Source organism: Ruegeria sp. AN6 (assembly GCF_056540425.1).
Genome location: NZ_JBQFWR010000006.1, coordinates 194,473 through 214,054, shown reverse-complemented (window position 1 = coordinate 214,054; position 19,582 = coordinate 194,473). Strand labels below are relative to the sequence as shown.

The following is a 19,582-nucleotide window of genomic DNA, read 5'->3' as shown; positions in this document are numbered from 1 at the left end:
ATGCTGCGGCCAAATCTATTATTGCTTGGGCATCAACCCTAGCACTGTCTGTTGAAAGAAATCTATTGCGGCCTCGCCGCCAGCGCCTATGGCGAGGGCGCCCACTTCGAAGCGCGGAGACTGCATGGATTTTTGCATCTTTTCGCAAACCCAGACATCTTCGGTTTGGAAATCGCCCGTTTCCAGCGGGTGTTTGGTCCAGTGCGAGGATTTTATCAGCCCTGTTTCGGCATCGTACCCGGGAATGTCAGCCGCGCGGTGCGTGTAAGTAAACCAGCCCTTAGGAGACCAGTTCCGCACCCTTAATCGCATCCTGTTTGCGCTTATGGGTTCCATCGTTGAAATCGAGAATCCCCAGGGATTGGGCGTCAGGATCGTGGTTGGGAACAGCATGTAGACCCCGCCATACCCCGGAGTTTCAGCATTTTTGACGGTTTTCAAACCTGAACCTTTGGCAGAGTTTTCAACGAATTGCGGAATCCTGTGTTTCACACCTTCGCGCTCGGTCGACCACCAAATCATATTTTGACCAAACACCTCCCACAGGTTTTTGTCATGGGTCGGCCCTCCCAGCGTGTCTTTGTGCAGATAGGCGAGATGATAGCCATCAATTGCGTTCTCGAAGAAGACCTTCCAGTTGCAGTCGATTTCATAAACCACGTTGTCGGGATTTTCCTGCAGCTCGGTCGAGTTCAGATCATGCGGCCAGGGAACCTGATCCAGCCCGCTCAGCCATTTGTCAAAATCCGCATCCGGGTCAGGATTAACGAAAACAAGATTGCGAAATACGCCCACAGCCGCCCCAAAAAGCGCATTGGATTTCTTGTCGAGATCAGGAAAGCACTCACGCTGGGCAGGAACTCCGCGCAAAGCACCGTCCAGATTGTAGACCCAGTTGTGATAGGGGCAGACAATGGTTTTGCCTGCATTGCCGCATCCTTCCAGAAGTTCTGTACCACGATGGCGGCAAAGATTGTGAAACCCGCGTAACTCACCATCGGCGCCTTTGATGACAATCACGGAATTTGCTCCGGCTTTGATCGTGCGAAAATCTCCGGGTTCAGGAAAATCCATTGTCACACCGGCAAAGGTCCAGCAGCGGCTGAAGATATGTGCTTGTTCAACCTGAAACCAATCCTCTGAAACATAGGCTTCTTGCGGTAGTTGGTTTTTCGGTTTGTCGGGTAGCGATGCCGGGGCTTGCATGTCACTTCCTTAGATTGTCAAAAATGATAATTGTCATTATTGACAATAATGTGATTTGTCCAGTATCCAATTTCAAGATTTCGACCGAGGGATAAGGCGGGCAGATGAAACCTGGAAACAGCCTAAGGCATCACAAATGGATGACTATCGCGGCTGTGCTGGTGCTGTTGGCATCAACACTGGCGGGGGTATATGCGATCTGGGGCGTGGTTTTTGTGTACTGGGGCGTTCTGGCAATTCGATCAGGGCAGGCCTTTCTTGTTGAAGCTATTGAGCGCAGAGAGAACCCGGTTTTATTCTGGGTGCTAACGGCGATGTGGTTCGGCTTCGGAGTACTTTACATCCTGACGGACCTTTTCCCCACTCAGACCGCCTGAATGATTAACTCATGCCCAGAACCAGTTTGAAAGATGTCCGTACGCAGGAAATACTGAGCGCATTTACCAGATGTGTCGCGCGTTATGGATTGGATGGCTCAACACTCGCCCGTATCTCTGAAGAAGCGGGGATCGCGCGGCCTCTGCTTCGTCACTACCTTGGCAATCGCGAAGAAATGATCCAGCGCCTGCTGGACCATGTTCTGAGTGATTTTGCTACGCGGACAAAAACCTTCTTCGATATGTTGCCAGCAACAGGGCGCATTGATGCTTTGATCGAAGCGTTGTTTGGACGCGTTGATTATTCTTCTGAAAGCGCCGCCGTTTTTGCGGCTTTGGTTGCGGCCTCGGAGCGGCACAAAGAAATTCGCCAACCCCTGTTGCGCTTCGTATACGAGTTTGAAGACCGTATCGCTGCTGAGATCCGCGCTGAGAATACAAGCGCTGATCCGAATCTTGTGGATGTCGCGGCTGCAGGGATCACAGCGATTTACTTCAATACAGATGCGGTAATGCCCTTGGTTCCAAAGGAAGGGTGGCGCGACAGGCAGCGCGCAGCCGCATTGGTTTTGCTGGAAGCGGCCTGCCAGAGCGGTCGGACCTGAGTTGACCCACACTCTGGGTCGGCGTATTGCGAGCCTCATGCAAAAGCAAAAGAAACCTTCGCGTCAGCAAGTCTATACTCTTCTGGTTCAGATTGGCCGGAAGGATGGAGATGGTTTGCCAAAAGACGCGACCGGAGCCGCGCTGATGTGCTTTGCCAGCGGTGTGGATGAGGCAGAAGCCGTGCGTGAAACGGTGGCGATTCTAAAACAAGCCGATACCGCTCCTCTGGATGTCACCGGCTACGGCACGCTTGCCGAGCGTGAAGCGCAGGGGCACGATATCGATCCGGATGAGCGGGCATTGATGCAGCGGGCGCTGGACGAAAACGCCGTCATAGTTGCGCAGATGACGCCATTCTTTGGAGACGAGAGCCCGGCTTAGTTTCGCGCTCCGAACCATTTGCGGTAGATTTCATCATAGGTACCGTCTTCGCGAAGAGAGAGAAGCGCCTGGTTGACGTCTTCAACCAAAGGCGAACCGGTTGGGAAGGCGATGCCATAATTTTCGCGTAGGAAAATCCCGCCGGTCATACTTGCCGTTCTTCGACCCTCATGACTGGCGTAATAGGACAGAATGGGCGCATCGAATACGACTGCATCCAGATCCTTGTCTTTGAACGCAGCCAGCATGTCCTGAAGGTCGGCATAGCCCGTGAACTCGATCTCGCGGCGGTTCAGAAAGTTGGCTGCTGTTGAATCAGAGATGGTTCCGACTTGCTTGCCATAGAGGTCATTAACCGAATTCACGCTGCCGGTGATCGCATCTACAGTCATCACCGATGTGATCCGGGCCGTAAACACCGATACGATGAACAGCGAGGAAACCACCAGCACAACCCCCAGAATGCGCCCGAACGGCGTGCGGGGCATCCGCTCTTCAAATCCGCCATTAACCACGAGGTTGAGCGCCCACCAGAAGGAAGGGAACCAAGCCTCATTCAGTTTCCGGTCAAAATAGGGCTGCGCGCGTTTCTCGAAACTCCACATCAGCATGCCGCCGCCCAGAAGAATGGCAAAGGCCAGACCAATGGCGATGAACAGCTCGCGCGACAGCAGGGCGTGCAGTAAAGACGGTTGGCGCGCTGCCTCGGACGGAACCATGATCTGTAGCCCGGCTTCAAAGATGGGCTGCGTAAAATCCATGCGGGTTTCACGCATGGCGGTGATCGAAATATTTGCGATGGCCAGATCGGCTGAACCATCCTGAACAGCCCCCAGCATTTCGCCAAAGCTCTCGACACGGTTGATCGAATACTCCCAGCCCAGCGATTCAGACAATGCTGCCAGCAGGTCCATCGAGAAACCGGTCTGGGCGCCATCCTCGACAAACGAGAACGGAGGGCGGGTCACAGTTGTAACTGTGAGGGTCTGAGCCTGGCTTTGCTGCGCGAGAGTCGCGAAAGTCAGGCAGATCAATGCGAAGAAGACGCGCTTCATTTGGAATCACCTGTTTCGCGGCCCTCTAACCTAGTTCGGGGCAACGCGGCAAGGCAGCCGCAGGGTCAAGGCTCATGTTTTATTGGGGTGCTAAAATCGAAGTCTTTGGATTTTGGATTGGAAATCTGACTATTCGGGGTTGGCAAGCTGGGCAATTCGTTGAATCTGTGCACGAACACCGGCATCCATCAGAACAAGAGGCCCGTTATGACCGATCCAGTTGAGCTGACCGCAAATCTGATCCGTTGCCCTTCGGTCACACCCGAAGAGGGTGGAGCACTGGTTTTACTACAACGTGAACTTGCGGATGCAGGTTTTGAATGCACCCGTGTTGATCGCGGAGGTGTCAGCAACCTATTTGCGCGTTGGGGGAAGAAAGGGCACGCTCGCAGCTTTGGCTTCAACGGCCACACAGATGTTGTTCCGTTGGGTGATGAGGCCGCTTGGACTGCGCCCCCATTCGGAGCAGAAATTCGTGATGGAGTAATGTATGGCCGTGGTGCAACGGACATGAAATCGGGTGTGGCGGCCTTTGCCGCAGCAGCCATTGATTTTGTGCGCAATACGCCTCCGGATGGTGCGGTGATTCTGACAATAACAGGTGATGAAGAGGGTGATGCGGTCGATGGCACTGTCGCCCTGCTGGATCACATGGATGCGACGGATGAGCGGATGTCGGTCTGTCTAGTAGGGGAACCAACCTGTCCGAATAAGATGGGTGAAATGATGAAGATCGGTCGGCGCGGCTCGATGTCAGCTTGGTTTACCGCGACCGGGGTGCAGGGGCATTCTGCTTATCCGCACCGGGCGAAAAACCCATTGCCAGCAATGGCGCGGTTGATGGATCGGTTGGCCAGTCGCGAGCTGGATCAGGGGACCGACCACTTTGATGCCTCAACATTGGCTGTGGTGACGATCGATACGGGCAATCCAGCGACGAACGTCATCCCGGCGCAATGCTCTGGAACAGTGAACATCCGGTTCAATGACCTGCACTCGGGCGCCGGCCTGAGCGACTGGTTGAAATCCGAGGCTGAATCAGTTGCCAAGGCGTTTGGAGTTGAAATCGAAACCAAGATCAAAATCTCAGGTGAGAGCTTTCTGACTCCTCCGGGTCCGCTCTCGGATCTGGTAGCGCGCGCCGTTGAGGCAGAAACCAATATTTGCCCCGAGCTTTCAACCACTGGCGGCACTTCGGATGCCCGGTTCATCAAGAACCATTGCCCAGTGGTCGAATTCGGGCTGGTCGGGCGCACGATGCATCAGGTTGATGAGTGCGTTGAGGTGGCACAAATTCATCAGCTCAAGGCAATATACGCGCGTATTCTATCGGATTATTTTTCCTGATTGATGCAAAAGACTTTGGTCATCATGGTGAAAGAGCCACGTCCGGGGCGGGTGAAAACCCGTCTGGGACGCGATATTGGCATGGTCGGTGCGGCTTGGTGGTTTCGACATCAAACGCGGTCACTTGTCCGACGCCTGCGCGATCCGCGCTGGCAGATTGTTCTGGCGGTTACTCCGGATCGGGAGGGGATGAACAGCCGTGTCTGGCCAGTCGATCTGCCGCGTAAGCCGCAAGGGCGCGGAAATCTCGGTGATCGTATGGGGCGGATGCTGCGCGGTGCCCCCGATGGGCCAGTATGTTTGATCGGTGCAGATATTCCGGGGATTACACGCGGACACATCGCGCGGGCCTTCGGCGCATTGGGCCGGGCTGAAATCGTGTTAGGGCCAGCCCCTGACGGGGGCTATTGGTTGGTCGGTGCGCAGCGTTACAGCGCGTTGCCGTCAGGGATGTTCAACAACGTGCGCTGGTCGACTGAGAACGCTTTGGCCGACACGCTGGATTCGTTAAAGGGACGTCGGGTGACGTTGTTGGATCACCTTCGCGATGTGGATACCGTGGCCGATCTGCACGGCTAACCCGACAGGCCGCTTTTTGGTCATGACGCGGTCGCATGCCCGTGCTAGGCCAAACTCATGACACGCATTCCGACCAAGCAAGAGGTCCTCGATTGGATCTCGGCGAACCCTACCCTGACCTCGAAACGTGATATCGCCAAGGCCTTTGGCATCAAGGGCGCAGATCGGATCGACCTGAAGCGCATCCTGAAGGAACTTGAGGCCGAAGGGCATCTGGAAAAGCGCAAGCGCAGCTATCGTGATCCTGACCGCCTGCCGCCGGTCAGCGTGTTGCAGGTCAAGGCTCCGAACGTGGATGGCGATCTGTTTGCGCGGCCGTTGGAATGGCACGGTGAGGGGGTCGAGCCCATCATTCTGCTCATCACCCGCGCCAGCGATCCGGCATTGGGCGAGGGTGACCGCATTCTGGCCCGGCTGACCGTCGTGCACGAGGAAGACCACAATTACGAGGCACGTCTGATCCGCCGTATCGGCACCAACCCACGCAAGGTTGTCGGCATCTTCCGCAAAGGGGCCGAGGGTGGCCGGATCGTACCTATCGACAAGGCTGGTTCCACTGAATGGCTGGTCGCGGGCGGGGCAGTTCTGGGCGCCAAGGACGGGGAGTTGGTCGAGGCCGAGCAGGCCGGACCCAAGAACCGCATGGGCCTGCCACGGGCGCGCATTGTTGAACGGCTTGGCGATCCGACCGCGCCCAAGGCTGTCTCATTGATCGCCATCCACCAACATGGCATTCCTGACGATTTCCCGGACAAGGTGATTGAAGAGGCCGACAAGGCCAAACCTGTTGGCCTGAAAGGGCGCGAAGACCTGCGGGATATGCCCTTGCTGACGATCGATCCTGCGGATGCACGGGACCATGACGACGCCTGTTATGCGCACGCAGACGATGACCCGAAGAATAAAGGTGGCCATGTGATTTGGGTCGCCATCGCCGATGTGGCCGCCTATGTGACACCCGGTACGGCGCTGGATTGCGAGGCGCGCAAGCGGGGCAACTCCAGCTATTTCCCGGACCGCGTGGTGCCGATGCTGCCGGATCGCCTATCCGGCGATCTGTGTTCCCTGCACGATGGTGTGCCGCGCGCTTGTATCGCGGTTCGGATGCAGATTGATACCGAGGGTAATAAGATCGGCCACCGGTTCGTGCGCGGCCTGATGCGCTCTGCCGCCTCGCTGAACTATACCGAGGTGCAAGAAGCGATCGATGGCAATCCGAACGACCGCACCGGGCCGTTGCTGGAGACCGTTCTGAAACCGCTCTATGCCGCCTATGCAGCATTGAAAAAAGCGCGGGCGGAGCGCCAGCCGTTGGAACTGGACTTGCCTGAACGTAAGATCGTTCTGAGCGACGCAGGCGAGGTGACCAGCGTCGCGTTCCGTGACCGGCTGGATGCGCATAAGTTGATTGAGGAGTTCATGATCCTCGCCAATGTCGCCGCCGCTGAGACCCTGATCTCCAAACGCCGCCCGCTGTTGTTCCGCGTCCACGAAGAGCCCGCACCTGAGAAGCTGGAAAGCCTGAGAGAGACGGCGCAAGCAGCAGGTTTGAATCTGGCCAAAGGGCAAGTGTTGCAGACCCGCCACCTGAACGCGCTGCTGAATGCTGCCGCGGGTACCGAAGATGCCGAGCTGATCAACCTAACCACTTTACGGTCGATGGCACAGGCCTATTACAACCCTGAAAACTTTGGACATTTTGGACTGGCTTTGCGGAACTATGCACATTTCACCTCACCCATCCGCCGCTATGCGGACCTGATCGTGCACCGCGCGCTGATCACGGCCCATGGCTGGGGCAAGGACGGATTGACCGAGGAGGAAATCGCGCGGCTGGAGGAAACGGCCACCCATATCTCGGATACCGAGCGCCGATCCATGATGGCCGAGCGCGATACGACTGATCGCTATTTGGCGGCCTATCTCAGCGAGCGGGTCGGCAATGAGTTCACCGGCCGTATCAGCGGCATCGCGCGTTTCGGGGCCTTCGTGAAGATGGACGAGACCGGAGCGGACGGTCTGGTGCCCGTGCGCTCGATAGGGCGTGAGTTCTTTCATTTTGACCGTGAAGCCGGGACGCTGATGGGTTCGGATACCGGCCTGATTATTGCCATTGGTCAGCGTGTCACCGTGCGGCTGACCGAGGCAACGCCTGTAACCGGCGGATTGGAATTGGAACTGCTCTCTATCGATGATCAAGCCCTGCCACGAGGACGCGGTCCAACCAAACGCGGGTCGCGGCGCAAGGCGGTCAGCACCAAGCGCAAGAAGGACAAAATCAAGCGCAAGGTCGAACGCAAACGCCGTCAGAGATGATAGGTTAGCGCGCGCGCAATCAGCCAGCCGTGGCGTGTGGGGTCGATCTGATCAGTCGTATTGAACAGAATGGCGCGATTGCCATCGATCTGATCCTCACCGGGAAAAGCGGAAGTGAAATCCCCCATCAGTCTGCTCTGGCAGTGCACGAACAACGCAAACCGAGCGGCTTTGTGTCCGCCGAGTCGGATCGTTGATCCCTTGGGTGCCAAATAGGCTGGCTGCCCCCACCGCAACGCTTCTTCCAGCGGCTGAGCCCGCGGTAGCGAGGCCGCAGTTTCGAAAATCAACTCGCGCAGCATAAGTGCTCCTGCGCGAGTTTCTTCTGGCAGCGCCTCGTAGGCTGCGGCGACTTTTGCATCCTCAAAGGGTGTCATAACAATGGGATCGCCTGTTCCATTCGATCGATATAACTGTTGAGCAACTTATCCTGTTTGATCCGGCGGGTCAGGGGGGTGTCAGACGGTGTCGCGCGCATCGCGGCCAGCATTGGACCGACGCTCATGTCCGCCGAGGTCGGTTCCTCGCCCATCAGGTAGGGAGATTGCCAAAGATAGGTCGATATCGCTTCAAGGTCGCGCTCTAACCGGTCCTGTCGCTCGGCGGGTGAGAAACGGGAAACTCCTTGAAAGGCCAACCCTTTGACAACGGATTTACGGATTGAGTTCGAAACCGGCTTGCGGATCAGTGCTGGAATGACTGTGAAGAACGTATCGCGCAGGATTGGCCAGACCTCATCATTGGCCCAACGATCCTGGACGACATGGAAGTAAAGATGTTCCTCGGCCATGCGGATTAGGGTACGGGATTGGGCTTTTTGCAGGCCATTTAAACCGGCATCGAAATCTGCACCCTGAGACTCGAGCCACTCGCGGATCAAGTCGCTGTCGGGGATCAGGCGCTCGGGTGTGCGCAGAACCGGCAGTTTCTGATGCGGCATCTTGCGGGGGTCCAAAAGGTCGGACCGCTGCCAGCGCTGTCCTGCCCGTTGAAGCATCAGGGCGGTTTTCACACAGAACGGGCTGGCACTGAACAGGCCGAACGCAGAGGGGAAAGTAAGAAGGGTCAGCATCATCAGCTCCATAATTGGGATGTCCGAGGGATACGCCTGACTAATGACAGTTTCTGACATTAGGTTTAGGTTAGTGTGCAGTATGTCTCGTACCACTCGCCTGTTTCAGTTAATGCAAGCCCTGCGTTCTGGCCCATCACCCAGAACGTCGGTCCAGCTGGCACAGGATTTGGGCGTTTCACCGCGTACAATACATCGGGACATCGATGCTTTGCGTGCTCTGGGGGCCGTAATAGACGGCGAGGCCGGGTTTGGGTTTACCCTGATCGAAGATGCAACTTTGCCACCACTGGGTTTTACCAATGACGAGCTTGAAGCGTTGGTATTAGGTCTACGAGAGGTGCAGTTGATTGGCGATCCGGCGCTGTCTGATGCGGCAAGCGAGGCCTTGCGAAAGCTGCAGGGCCGGTTGCCGCAGCGCCAATCCCACCGACTAAGCCATGCGGTTCTGACTGCCACGCGGTTTGACAGGCCAGCGGTGCCAACAATTGATGTTGCAGTCCTGCGCCAAGCAGCATGGGACGAACGCGCAATTGAGTTTGCTTATACCGATGCCAAGGGCGCGGAAACCCGGCGTCGGGTCAATCCACTAAGTATTGTCTACATGGATCGCGCCAGCGTTCTGCTCAGCTGGTGTCACTTGCGCGAGGATTTTCGCGTTTTCCGGCTGGACCGTATGCAAGACATGGATGTGTCCGACGAAAGTTTCCGCCCCAAGCGCGTGTCGTTACTGCGAGAGGCGATTGCCCGCATTCGTGCTGAACGCGAGGCACAGGAACAGGAAAGCTAATTTTCTACATTTTGAGAAATACCGATTGTGCGCTATCATTGAACCTGAGCAGTAATCAGGAATAATCGGAATGCGTAAGTGCGTAGGTGGCGTCATGACCGCCGCATTATGGGCATCCATCGTGCAGGCGGATACAACAGACAAATCAATACGGCCTCTGGCCCGACCATTGGTCGACAATATTCAACTGGCTTCGGCAGACGTGATGGTTTCGGTAAGGCCAGTATTGCGTCCTGAGGTCGAACATTATCGCGTATCTGCCGAAGGGAACGCGCGCTTTCAGGCTTGGCTTGGAGCGTTTCGCGAGCGGGCCCGCGCTCAAGGAATCTCGGCCCGGACGCTGGACAGAGCATTGGCCGGGGTGACCTATGACAGCAACATCATCAAACGAGATCGCAATCAGGCTGAGTTTTCAAAACCGATCTGGGAGTATCTGGATTCGGCAGTTTCAAAAACGCGGATTTCGAATGGACGCGCGGGCTTGGACCGGCATCGGGAAACTCTGACGCGGATAGAGGCGCAATATGGCGTTGAAAAAGAGGTTGTCACCGCTATTTGGGGGCTCGAAACCTCGTTCGGAACCTATCGGGGTGGCAAGCAAACTATCAGATCGCTCGCGACACTGGCCTTTGATGCACGGCGGGCGAGTTTCTTTGAATCCCAGCTTATCGCGGCCCTTCAAATCCTGCAGTCCGGGGACGTGGATGCTGTGAATATGGTCGGCAGTTGGGCCGGAGCGATGGGGCACACGCAGTTCATGCCGACCTCATTTCTGGATCACGCAGTAGATTTCGATGGCGATGGGCGGCGCGATATCTGGTCGGATGATCCAACTGATGCTCTGGCGTCAGCCGCCGCCTATCTGGCAAAGCATGGATGGACCAAAGGCCAACCATGGGGGGTAGAGGTCAAGTTGCCATCCGGCTTTGATTATGCAGATGCAAGACGAGACGTTACACTGACGCCGTCAGAATGGGCGGCCCGAGGAGTTCTGGCGCACACAGGCCAGGTGGTGCCCGACTATGGAAAAGCGGCAATTCTGTTACCAGCGGGCGGCCGTGGTGTTGCTCTGATGATTTTCGACAATTTCAAGGTGATCGAAGCATACAATGGTGCCGATGCTTATGTGATCGGGATCGGGCATCTGTCTGACCGAATTGCAGGCGGTGCTCCGTTTCAGGCCGAATGGCCACGTGGAGATCGCGTGCTGAGTTTTACCGAAAAGAAAGAGTTGCAGCGTCGGTTGACGCAGGCTGGGTTTGATACTCAAGGGATTGATGGTCGCACCGGACCGAATACGATCAATGCTGTCCGAGCGTTCCAGGTTGCTCAAGGGCTGGTTCCGGACGGGTACCCGTCGCTTAGTCTGCTGGAGCGGATGCGTTGAAAGTAAGGGCGGACCAAATGGGCCGCCCTTTGATCGTTATTAGGACGCGGATTTCATCAATCCCCTGTTGTTGATTTCTTCCAATGCTTCGTCCAGCGATTTGTTAATACGCACAAACATCTCATCGATGTCCTCGGGCGTCAGGATCAGGGGTGGCGAGATGATCATCCGGTCGCCCACGTGGCGCATGATCAGGTTGTTCGCAAAGCAGCGGTCGCGACAGATATACCCAATCGTGCCGGGTTCAGACGCAAATTTGGCGCGGTTGGATTTATCCGGTGTCAGCGCGATTGACGCCATCATTCCAACGATCTTGGCTTCGCCGACCAATGGGTGATCAACCAGTGCCTCCCATTTCTTCTTCAGATAGGGGGCCGCGACATCGCGGACATGGTCCACAATTCCTTCTTCTTCCAGAATGCGCAGGTTTTCCAGCGCAACCGCAGCAGCAACGGGATGGCCGGAATATGTGTAGCCGTGGTTGAATTCGGTATTGCCGATAACTTCGGCGATTTCATCATTTACAATAGACCCACCGATAGGCGCGTAGCCCGAGCTGAGGCCTTTGGCGATGGTCATGATGTGTGGTCTGATGCCGACAGTTTGTGACCCGAACCAATTCCCAGTCCGACCAAACCCGCAAATCACCTCATCTGCGATCAGCAGGATATCGTATTTGTCGCAAATACGTTGGATTTCCGGCCAGTAAGTGTCTGGCGCAACGATAACACCACCCGCACCCTGCACTGGCTCGGCGATAAAGGCTGCGACGCGGTTTTCACCAAGCTCTAGAATGGCCTCTTCCAATTCGCGTGCGCGGGCGAGGCCAAACTCTTCAGGGGCGAGGTCACCACCTTCGGCCCACCAGTTTGGTTGGTTAATGTGGTGAATATTTGGAATCGGGATGCCGCCTTGCGCATGCATTCCGGCCATACCGCCCAGCGATGCGGATCCGACCGAAGAACCGTGATAGGCATTCTTGCGGCTGATGATGATATTCTTGTCCGGCTGACCTTTCTCAGCCCAGTAGGTGCGAACCAGACGGATATTGGTGTCATTGGCCTCGGACCCGCCAGCGGCGAAGAACACGTTGTTCAGATCTCCGGGTGCAAGTTCAGCAAGCTTGGCGGCCAGTGCGATGGCCGGGATGTGGGTCGTTTTGAAGAACGTGTTGTAATACGGCAGTTCGCGCATTTGACGGGCGGCGGCGTCGGCCAGCTCATCGCGGCCATAGCCGATATTGACGCACCAGAGCCCGGCCATGGCATCCAGAATCTCTTCACCTTCGCTATCGGTCAGATACACGCCTTTGGCGCGGGTGATTACACGTGCGCCTTCCTCACCCAGCGATCCATTTGCCGAGAACGGGTGAATGTGATGCGCCGCATCCAGCGCCTGCAATTCGGCGGTGGGCATGTGATTGGTGATAGTGGACATCGGCGATTCTCCTACAAGCGTGATTGCAGGATAGAATATGATCAAATTTTACACTGTCAATCGAATCGCTGCATTCTAGGTGCCGGGCAGGGCATCGCCCATCATTCCCATACCTTGCTCAATGTCCTGTGCCGTTGCCAAAGCGGCCTTCTCCGCATCCTTATTGCGCAGTGCGACGATGATATCCTTATGTCTATCGGGTAGGCTTTGGGTGCCGAATCGACCGCAAACAATCCGCAATGAAGGGCCGAATCTCAACCACAGACGTTCGGCCAGGTCGACCAGAATCGGGGCATCGGCATGTGAATACAGGGCTTGATGAAAGGCGTGGTTTAATCGCAGATATCCGCCAACATCCCCATCTGCAATCATGAGGTCGAGCCGTTGATCCAGCTTCTCCAGATCGTCAATTTCGGTCGACGAAATGTTCCTGGTGGTACGCCTTGAAAGCTCTGTTTCTATTGATATTCTTGCAAAAATCATCTGTTCGATATCATTGGCAGATAATAAGGGCACGCTGACCCGTCGGTTGCCTTGAAAGATCAGGGCGCCGTCAGAAATTAGGCGTCGTATCGCCTCGCGCACCGGGGTCATGCCTACGCCCAACGAATCAGTCAGACCCTGAATCGTTACCGGCTGTCCTGGCACAAGATCACCAAACAGGATCTGCGATTTCAGAGTGCGATAGACCTGTTCATGCGCAGGGCGTTTTTCTTCATCATCCCGCTGTGTGCTCGCCTTATTTTTGATCAAATCCAAATGGTTTACCTCAATCCGCGCGTTTCTATCTTGTCTGAATTTACACCTGTTCCGACCATAGGTGAAACCACTGCAAAACGCAAAACTTGATCAAATCCAAAAAAAAGTGAAAATAGCCGCATAATCGCAGGGAGAAGACTATGAAACTAAAAACGCTGGGGATGACAGCGATCGTCGCATTGGGGACTTCGGCCGCTTTTGCCGAAGAAGTGCGCGTCTATAACTGGTCCGACTATATTGACGAGGAGTTGCTGAGCAAATTCGAAGAAGAGACAGGCCTGACCCTGATCTATGACGTGTTTGATAGCAATGAGGTTCTGGAAACCAAAATGCTGGCCGGTGGGTCAGGTTATGATGTGGTTGTGCCTTCGGGGACGTTTTTGCAACGCCAGATTCAAGCTGGCGCGTTCCAGGAACTCGACGCAGCCAAACTATCGAATGCAGGAAACCTGTGGGATGTGATTCAGGAGCGCACCGCAGGGTATGACCCCAACAACGCTTACTCGATCAACTACATGTGGGGAACCACCGGCATCGGCTTGAATGTTGACAAGGTCAAAGAAGTTCTGGGCGACGATGTTGCGCTCAACAGCATGGATCTGGTTCTGAAGCCAGAAAACATGGAAAAGCTGGCCTCGTGCGGTGTCCATTTCTTGGACGCTCCGGCAGAGATTATTCCGATGGTGCTGCAATATATCGGCGAGGACCCGGATAGCCATGACACGGACGTCATTGCGAAAACCGAAGAGGTCCTGACCGGTGTGCGACCTTATGTTCAGAAGTTCCACAGCTCGGAATACATCAATGCGCTTGCCAACGGCGACATCTGCGTGGCAGTCGGTTGGTCAGGGGACATTCTGCAAGCTCGGGATCGTGCCGATGAGGCAGAAAATGGTGTGGTCATCGAATACCATCCATTCGCGGAAGGCTCGCTGATGTGGTTTGACCAGATGGCGATACCTGTTGATGCACCAAATCCGGAAGGCGCACACAAGTTTCTGGACTTTATTCTGGATGCCAACAACATGGCTGCCGCGTCGAACTATGTTTACTACGCCAACGGTAACAAGGCTTCGCAAGAGTTCCTGGAAGAGGACGTAATCGGCGATCCGGCGATCTATCCGGATGATACGACGATGCAGAATCTCTATATCACCACGCCTTATCCGGCAAAAACCCAGCGGGTGGTGACTCGTCTCTGGACCAAGGTGAAATCAGGCACCTGATCTGATTGATGCGCAAGGCAGACAAACTGCCTTGCGCCATATTTATCCTGACCGATTACCGGGGGCCACTTTGAACACTGAAGTCTTTGCGCCGTGGGACGACCCGCAGGCGAAACCCTTGATCCAGTTCCAAAACGTCACCAAACGATTTGGCGCATTCACCGCAATCGATAACCTTTCGCTGGATATCTATGAGCGTGAGTTCTTTGCTCTGCTTGGTCCGTCGGGCTGCGGAAAGACCACGATGATGCGGATGCTGGCCGGTTTTGAAACTCCGACCGATGGCCATATCCTTCTTGGGGGTCAGGATATCGATCCGATCCCGCCCAATAAGCGGGCGGTGAACATGATGTTTCAGTCTTACGCCCTGTTCCCTCATCTGAGCATCTGGGACAATATCGCTTTTGGTCTGCGTCGGGACAACATGCCCAAGCGCGATCTGGAAGAACGAGTTGAAGAGATGCTGCGCCTGACCCGGCTCGAGCAGTTTGCGCGCCGTAAGCCGCATCAGATCTCGGGCGGTCAACGCCAACGCGTGGCGCTGGCCCGGTCATTGGCCAAAGCGCCAAAACTGCTTTTACTCGACGAACCCTTGGGGGCGCTGGATAAGAAGCTGCGTCAAGATACCCAATTCGAGTTGATGGACATTCAGGAAAAGACCGGCACGACCTTTGTCATCGTGACTCACGACCAGGAAGAGGCGATGACCGTTGCCAGCCGAGTGGCTGTCATGGATCAGGGCAAGTTGATGCAAGTGGCGACACCCGATCGCATCTATGAGACACCGAATTCCGTCTATGTCGCTGATTTTATCGGCGACGTGAACATCATCGAAGGGCGTGCCACGGCACAAGGGGATGAAAGATATCAGATCGATTGGGCCGAGGGGCAGCCTCCGCTCACAGCCTCAACTGCAACCCAATTGTCCAACGGGCAGGGCTGCCATCTGGCGATCCGCCCCGAGAAAGTCGCCATTTCAGCCGAGCGTCCCACAGATGCGATCAATGCGATCCAGGGCAAGGTGCATGACATCGCTTATCTGGGCAACCTGTCGACTTATCATGTTGAGCTGCCAAACGGCACGATCATCAAAGCACAAACGGCGAATACCCGTCGTATCTCGCGCCGCTCGTTTACTTGGGAAGACCCGGTCTGGCTGTCCTGGACAGCGACTGCCGCAGTCTTGTTGGAAAACTGATGCGTCGCGCTGTTCTGATCGCCATTCCCTATGTCTGGCTTCTGGCGCTGTTTCTGGTGCCGTTCTTTATCGTTCTGAAAATCTCACTTTCGGACACCGCGCTGGCCATTCCACCTTACACGCCGACATTGGATTTCTCTGAGGGCTGGACAGGCATTAAGAACTTCTTCAGCCAGCTTGATCTTGAGAACTTCGTTTGGCTGACCGAGGACGATCTATACTGGAAAGCTTACCTTTCCAGCGTCAAAATCGCCCTGATTTCAACAATTCTTACGCTGATTGTCGGCTACCCGATCGCCTACGCGATGGCGCGCGCGCCTGAAGAATGGCGGCCTACATTCATGATGTTGGTTATCTTGCCCTTCTGGACGTCATTCCTAATCCGGGTCTACGCGTGGATGGGCATTCTCAGCAATGAAGGTTATCTGAACCAACTGCTGCTGTGGACGGGCATTATCTCAACCCCGCTGACCATTCTTAACACCAATACGGCGGTCTATATTGGCATCGTCTACACTTATTTGCCCTTCATGATTCTGCCGATTTACTCGTCTCTAGAACGTATGGACGGGTCGCTGATCGAGGCCGCCGAAGACCTTGGGTGTTCGCGCATGCAGGCTTTCTGGTTGATCACAATCCCTCTGTCACGCCCGGGTATCATCGCGGGTTGTTTTCTTGTGATGATCCCGGTGATCGGTGAGTTCGTGATCCCGTCGCTTCTGGGTGGCTCCGGAACTCTGATGATCGGTAAGGTTCTTTGGGAAGAGTTCTTCTCGAACCGCGACTGGCCGGTCGCCAGTGCGGTGGCCGTGGTTTTGCTACTGATCCTTGTGATTCCGATTGTGCTGTTCCAGCGCAACCAGCAAAAGCAGACGGAGGCTGAACAATGAGCAGACTCAGCTGGTTCAACACGGTGTCGCTGACGTTGGGGTTCGCGTTCCTGTATATCCCGATGATCATCCTGATCATTTTCAGCTTCAACGAAAGCAAGCTTGTCACGGTCTGGGCCGGGTTTTCGACCAAATGGTACGGAGAGCTGGTTCAGAACGAGGCGTTCCTTGACGCGGCATGGGTTACAGTGCGGGTCGCTGTGTTCTCGTCGACTTTGGCGACGATCCTTGGCACGGCAGCGGCATATGTTCTGGTGCGTGGCGGGCGGTTTTTTGGACGCACGCTATTCTCGGGGATGATCTACGCCCCTCTGGTGATGCCAGAGGTGATAACAGGCCTGTCTCTGCTGCTGTTATTCATCGGGATCGGGTTGGATCGGGGGATCCTGACCATCGTTCTGGCTCATACGACATTTTCCATGTGCTTCGTTTCGGTTGTCGTCTCTTCGCGCCTTGTTACATTTGATCGGTCGCTGGAAGAGGCCGCGCTGGATTTGGGGTGCTCGCCGGCGCAGGCTTTTCGTCTAGTGACGTTGCCGATCATTGCGCCCGCCGTGGTTTCCGGCTGGTTGTTGGCATTTACCTTGTCGCTTGATGATCTAGTCATTGCGTCCTTCACCTCAGGACCATCCGCCACGACACTTCCCATCAAGATTTTCTCGGCTGTGCGTCTGGGTGTCAGTCCAGAAATCAACGCGTTGTCGACGCTTATGATCGCTGTGGTAACGGTGGGTGTCATCACCGCATCATTGGTGACCAAACGCGCGATGATGCGGCAAAAGCAGGATGAACAAGCCGCGGCGCGCACCGAATGAAGCGGATCTTTTCGGATTACGCCTACAGTGCGGCCCCTCGTTCAGGATGCTGGTGGGACGAGACGATCGCGGCACCTGATTGGCCCAAGCATCAAGGAGACTTGAAGGTCGATGTTGCCATTATTGGTGGCGGTTTCACGGGCATTTCTGCAGCGCTGCATTTAGCGAAAGAGGGCGTATCGGTTGCTGTGTTCGAGGCGAACTCTCCGGGCTGGGGCGCGTCAGGGCGAAACGGAGGATTCTGCTGTCTGGGTGGTTCGAAGCTCAGTGAAACCACTCTCAGACGTCGTTACGGTGCGATTGAGGCAGCAGGATATTCTCAGGCTGAAAAAGACGCAGTGTCGTTGGTTGCCGATCTTCTGGCGCGTCATGAAATCGATGCGGACAGGCACTCGCGGGGTGAAACTCAACTGGCCCATTCCAAGCGAGCGATGGCACGACTACGTCAAAGCGTCGCCTCAGAAGGCCAGCTGCATGAGCAGCATGAACTGGCAGATTTAGGGTTGGAAGGCGCGTTCTTTGGCGGATACACAACGCCTATAGGTTTTGGTTTGAACCCTCGTAAGTACCTTTTTGGTTTGGCCAACGCAGCGCAGACTGAGGGTGCAAAGTTGTACCAACACAGCCCGGTTCAGAAGATATGCAAAATCCCGCAAGGCTTTGATCTGCATACCCCCACCGGTCATGTTCGGGCTTCGAACGTGCTAACCTGCACAAATGGGTATTCCAGCGAGGATTTACCCCAGTGGATGGCTGCGCGCTATATGCCGACGCAATCGACGGCTTTTGTCACACGCGTTCTGTCCCAAGACGAATTACAGGCTCAAGGCTGGACTTCGGATCAGATCGCATATGACACGCGCAACCTGCTGCATTATTTCCGGTTGATGCCCGATAGGCGGTTTCTGTTCGGAATGCGTGGGGGATTGATGTCGTCACCCCGTGCCGAAACGCGCATTCGGCAAAAGGCGTTGCAGGATTTCAGACGCTTATTTCCTGCGTGGGCCTCGATTGACGTTACGCATATCTGGTCCGGTATGGTCTGCCTGTCCCGCGCCCTCGTGCCCTTTGCGGGTCCGGTTCCGAATCAAGCCGGGTTGTTTGCGGGCTTTGCATATCACGGCAACGGCGTCGCTATGGGGACATATTGCGGGCGCGCTCTCGCCCGGATGGTCCTCGGGCAACCAAGTGAGCTTCCTTTGCCGATCAAGCAACCGCCAGCCCGTTTTCCATTGGGAAGATGGCGTCGTGCCTTGATGCCGCCAGCCTATGCATTGCTTGGGCTTGCAGATCTACAAGGCTTGGACTTCCAATTCAAAGGCCCGAACATATTCAGGTGATCCGTTTTCGACCCGCCACAGACAATATGCCGCCATTCGCCAGCCATACCAAGAGCGCAGAGATAAGTATCGCGCAGTAACTTGGTGCCGATCATAGGCGGCTAGAAAGCTCGTTACCTCCGCCTCCGACAGAGGTGCACCGCGATAAAGCTGCTGCATCGCGGGCGATAAAAATATCGCTAAGTCTTCGCATGGGTCACCCGAGGCCGGACATTGCCAGTCGATTAGTGTCAGCCCGGCTGATGATTGCAGAATGTTGCCCGCCACCGGGTCACCATGGATCAGACATCGCTCGGCAAGAGGTGGTATTTGCCCCCGCGGTTTCAACGCGATCAGCCGCTGCGTCTCAGCGTTCTGGCAACTGCGCAAGATTTGCTCAGCATGGCATCTCAAATCCTCGCTGCCATTGCAGCCAGCGGGAAGGTTCAGATTTATCGAAAGACTGTGTAGTCGCCTTAGCAGAACAGCGACGTTCTCGACGCCTTCGCGCCATGGAATGCCTGGTGCATGATCGTAGTAAACCCAGCTCGCCTTCTCGAAAGACCCGGTTGCCCGAAGATTGGGCACGAAGCCGGTGCTGTTGAGTGCGCGCAAGCAGTTCGCCTCAAGTCTAGCGTCGTTGCGAAACAGCGGGTTCTGAAACGGTGTGCGATACAGCTTGAGGACCGCGTCGCTGTGATCCGACAGTACCTTCCACACCTGATTTGTACGCCCACCGTACAGCACCTGGAATTGGGCTAGAACATCAATCAGCCCTTGAGAATGTAGCTGGGCAACCAGCTTTGGCGGAGGTGGGATTTG

General features: G+C 55.6%; 20 protein-coding genes. 13 read left to right on the top strand and 7 right to left on the bottom strand.

Going from position 1 to position 19,582, the window contains the following annotated elements:
* Positions 1-18: 18 nt before the first annotated feature.
* Positions 19-1,206: an aromatic ring-hydroxylating oxygenase subunit alpha gene (locus ACR0MQ_RS12160; RefSeq protein WP_170771624.1), complete on the bottom strand. Its 1,188-nt coding sequence runs from the start codon at positions 1,204-1,206 to the stop codon at positions 19-21.
* A 104-nt stretch (positions 1,207-1,310) separates the two neighbouring features.
* Between ACR0MQ_RS12160 and ACR0MQ_RS12155 the strand changes: the two genes are divergently transcribed.
* Genes ACR0MQ_RS12155 through ACR0MQ_RS12145 form a run of 3 tightly spaced genes read left to right on the top strand, consistent with a single transcriptional unit; the run spans position 1,311 to position 2,570 of the window.
* Positions 1,311-1,583 (top strand): hypothetical protein, encoded by a 273-nt coding sequence (locus ACR0MQ_RS12155; RefSeq protein ID WP_480608460.1) that lies wholly within the window; start codon positions 1,311-1,313, stop codon positions 1,581-1,583.
* 11 nt (positions 1,584-1,594) lie between these two features.
* Positions 1,595-2,188, top strand: a complete 594-nt coding sequence (locus ACR0MQ_RS12150; RefSeq protein WP_170771622.1) for a TetR/AcrR family transcriptional regulator — start codon at positions 1,595-1,597, stop codon at positions 2,186-2,188.
* A 37-nt stretch (positions 2,189-2,225) separates the two neighbouring features.
* Positions 2,226-2,570: a hypothetical protein gene (locus ACR0MQ_RS12145; RefSeq protein ID WP_010440705.1), complete on the top strand. Its 345-nt coding sequence runs from the start codon at positions 2,226-2,228 to the stop codon at positions 2,568-2,570.
* On the opposite strand, the gene ACR0MQ_RS12140 is transcribed toward ACR0MQ_RS12145, so the two are convergent.
* Entirely contained in the window at positions 2,567-3,625 is a 1,059-nt protein-coding gene (locus ACR0MQ_RS12140) for a transporter substrate-binding domain-containing protein (RefSeq protein WP_170771620.1), read from the bottom strand. The two genes, ACR0MQ_RS12145 and ACR0MQ_RS12140, sit on opposite strands and share 4 nt — an antisense overlap.
* Before the next feature lie 207 nt (positions 3,626-3,832).
* Here ACR0MQ_RS12140 and dapE point away from each other — a divergent pair, with 207 nt between their 5' ends.
* The 3 genes from dapE to rnr are packed head-to-tail and all read left to right on the top strand — an operon-like array spanning position 3,833 to position 7,867.
* Entirely contained in the window at positions 3,833-4,972 is a 1,140-nt protein-coding gene (gene dapE / locus ACR0MQ_RS12135; protein ID WP_480608457.1) for a succinyl-diaminopimelate desuccinylase, read from the top strand.
* A gap of 3 nt (positions 4,973-4,975) precedes the next feature.
* Positions 4,976-5,551 carry a TIGR04282 family arsenosugar biosynthesis glycosyltransferase gene (locus tag ACR0MQ_RS12130; RefSeq protein WP_480608455.1) on the top strand — a complete coding sequence of 192 codons (576 nt, stop codon included), beginning with the start codon at positions 4,976-4,978 and terminating at the stop codon, positions 5,549-5,551.
* Positions 5,552-5,608: 57 nt separating this feature from the next.
* Entirely contained in the window at positions 5,609-7,867 is a 2,259-nt protein-coding gene (gene rnr, locus ACR0MQ_RS12125; protein ID WP_480608453.1) for a ribonuclease R, read from the top strand.
* On the opposite strand, the gene ACR0MQ_RS12120 is transcribed toward rnr, so the two are convergent.
* Complete coding sequence (locus ACR0MQ_RS12120; RefSeq protein ID WP_170703625.1) at positions 7,858-8,244, bottom strand: DUF1801 domain-containing protein; 387 nt, start codon at positions 8,242-8,244, stop codon at positions 7,858-7,860. The two genes, rnr and ACR0MQ_RS12120, sit on opposite strands and share 10 nt — an antisense overlap.
* Entirely contained in the window at positions 8,241-8,939 is a 699-nt protein-coding gene (locus tag ACR0MQ_RS12115; RefSeq protein ID WP_260023312.1) for a glutathione S-transferase family protein, read from the bottom strand. Before ACR0MQ_RS12115 ends, ACR0MQ_RS12120 begins: the two co-directional genes overlap by 4 nt.
* 82 nt (positions 8,940-9,021) lie before the next feature.
* Here ACR0MQ_RS12115 and ACR0MQ_RS12110 point away from each other — a divergent pair, with 82 nt between their 5' ends.
* Together ACR0MQ_RS12110 and ACR0MQ_RS12105 are read left to right on the top strand one after the other, a co-directional pair.
* Entirely contained in the window at positions 9,022-9,729 is a 708-nt protein-coding gene (locus ACR0MQ_RS12110; protein WP_170771610.1) for a helix-turn-helix transcriptional regulator, read from the top strand.
* 70 nt (positions 9,730-9,799) lie between these two features.
* Positions 9,800-11,116, top strand: a complete 1,317-nt coding sequence (locus ACR0MQ_RS12105; RefSeq protein WP_480608451.1) for a lytic murein transglycosylase — start codon at positions 9,800-9,802, stop codon at positions 11,114-11,116.
* Between the two features lie 39 nt (positions 11,117-11,155).
* Here ACR0MQ_RS12105 and ACR0MQ_RS12100 read toward each other — a convergent pair whose 3' ends face one another.
* Together ACR0MQ_RS12100 and ACR0MQ_RS12095 are read right to left on the bottom strand one after the other, a co-directional pair.
* Positions 11,156-12,553, bottom strand: a complete 1,398-nt coding sequence (locus tag ACR0MQ_RS12100; protein WP_170771606.1) for an aspartate aminotransferase family protein — start codon at positions 12,551-12,553, stop codon at positions 11,156-11,158.
* A 75-nt stretch (positions 12,554-12,628) separates the two neighbouring features.
* Entirely contained in the window at positions 12,629-13,312 is a 684-nt protein-coding gene (locus ACR0MQ_RS12095; RefSeq protein WP_170771604.1) for a GntR family transcriptional regulator, read from the bottom strand.
* 140 nt (positions 13,313-13,452) lie between these two features.
* Between ACR0MQ_RS12095 and ACR0MQ_RS12090 the strand changes: the two genes are divergently transcribed.
* The 5 genes from ACR0MQ_RS12090 to ACR0MQ_RS12070 all read left to right on the top strand — a co-directional run bounded on the left by ACR0MQ_RS12090 (position 13,453) and on the right by ACR0MQ_RS12070 (position 18,781).
* The gene (locus ACR0MQ_RS12090) at positions 13,453-14,538 is read left to right on the top strand and encodes a polyamine ABC transporter substrate-binding protein (RefSeq protein WP_010440724.1); all 1,086 of its coding nucleotides are present in this window, start codon (positions 13,453-13,455) and stop codon (positions 14,536-14,538) included.
* Positions 14,539-14,608: 70 nt separating this feature from the next.
* Positions 14,609-15,736, top strand: a complete 1,128-nt coding sequence (locus tag ACR0MQ_RS12085) for an ABC transporter ATP-binding protein (RefSeq protein WP_170771602.1) — start codon at positions 14,609-14,611, stop codon at positions 15,734-15,736.
* On the top strand, positions 15,736-16,626 hold the full coding sequence (locus tag ACR0MQ_RS12080; protein ID WP_010440728.1) for an ABC transporter permease subunit: 891 nt from the start codon (positions 15,736-15,738) through the stop codon (positions 16,624-16,626). The genes ACR0MQ_RS12085 and ACR0MQ_RS12080 overlap by 1 nt, the downstream gene beginning before the upstream one ends.
* Entirely contained in the window at positions 16,623-17,441 is an 819-nt protein-coding gene (locus ACR0MQ_RS12075) for an ABC transporter permease (RefSeq protein WP_480608448.1), read from the top strand. The genes ACR0MQ_RS12080 and ACR0MQ_RS12075 overlap by 4 nt, the downstream gene beginning before the upstream one ends.
* A complete protein-coding gene (locus ACR0MQ_RS12070) occupies positions 17,438-18,781 on the top strand; it encodes an NAD(P)/FAD-dependent oxidoreductase (RefSeq protein ID WP_480608445.1) in 1,344 nt (447 codons plus the stop codon). The genes ACR0MQ_RS12075 and ACR0MQ_RS12070 overlap by 4 nt, the downstream gene beginning before the upstream one ends.
* Here the strand turns inward: ACR0MQ_RS12070 and ACR0MQ_RS12065 are convergent.
* Positions 18,734-19,480, bottom strand: a complete 747-nt coding sequence (locus tag ACR0MQ_RS12065) for a phosphotransferase family protein (RefSeq protein ID WP_480608442.1) — start codon at positions 19,478-19,480, stop codon at positions 18,734-18,736. The two genes, ACR0MQ_RS12070 and ACR0MQ_RS12065, sit on opposite strands and share 48 nt — an antisense overlap.
* Between the last annotated feature and the right edge of the window lie 102 nt (positions 19,481-19,582).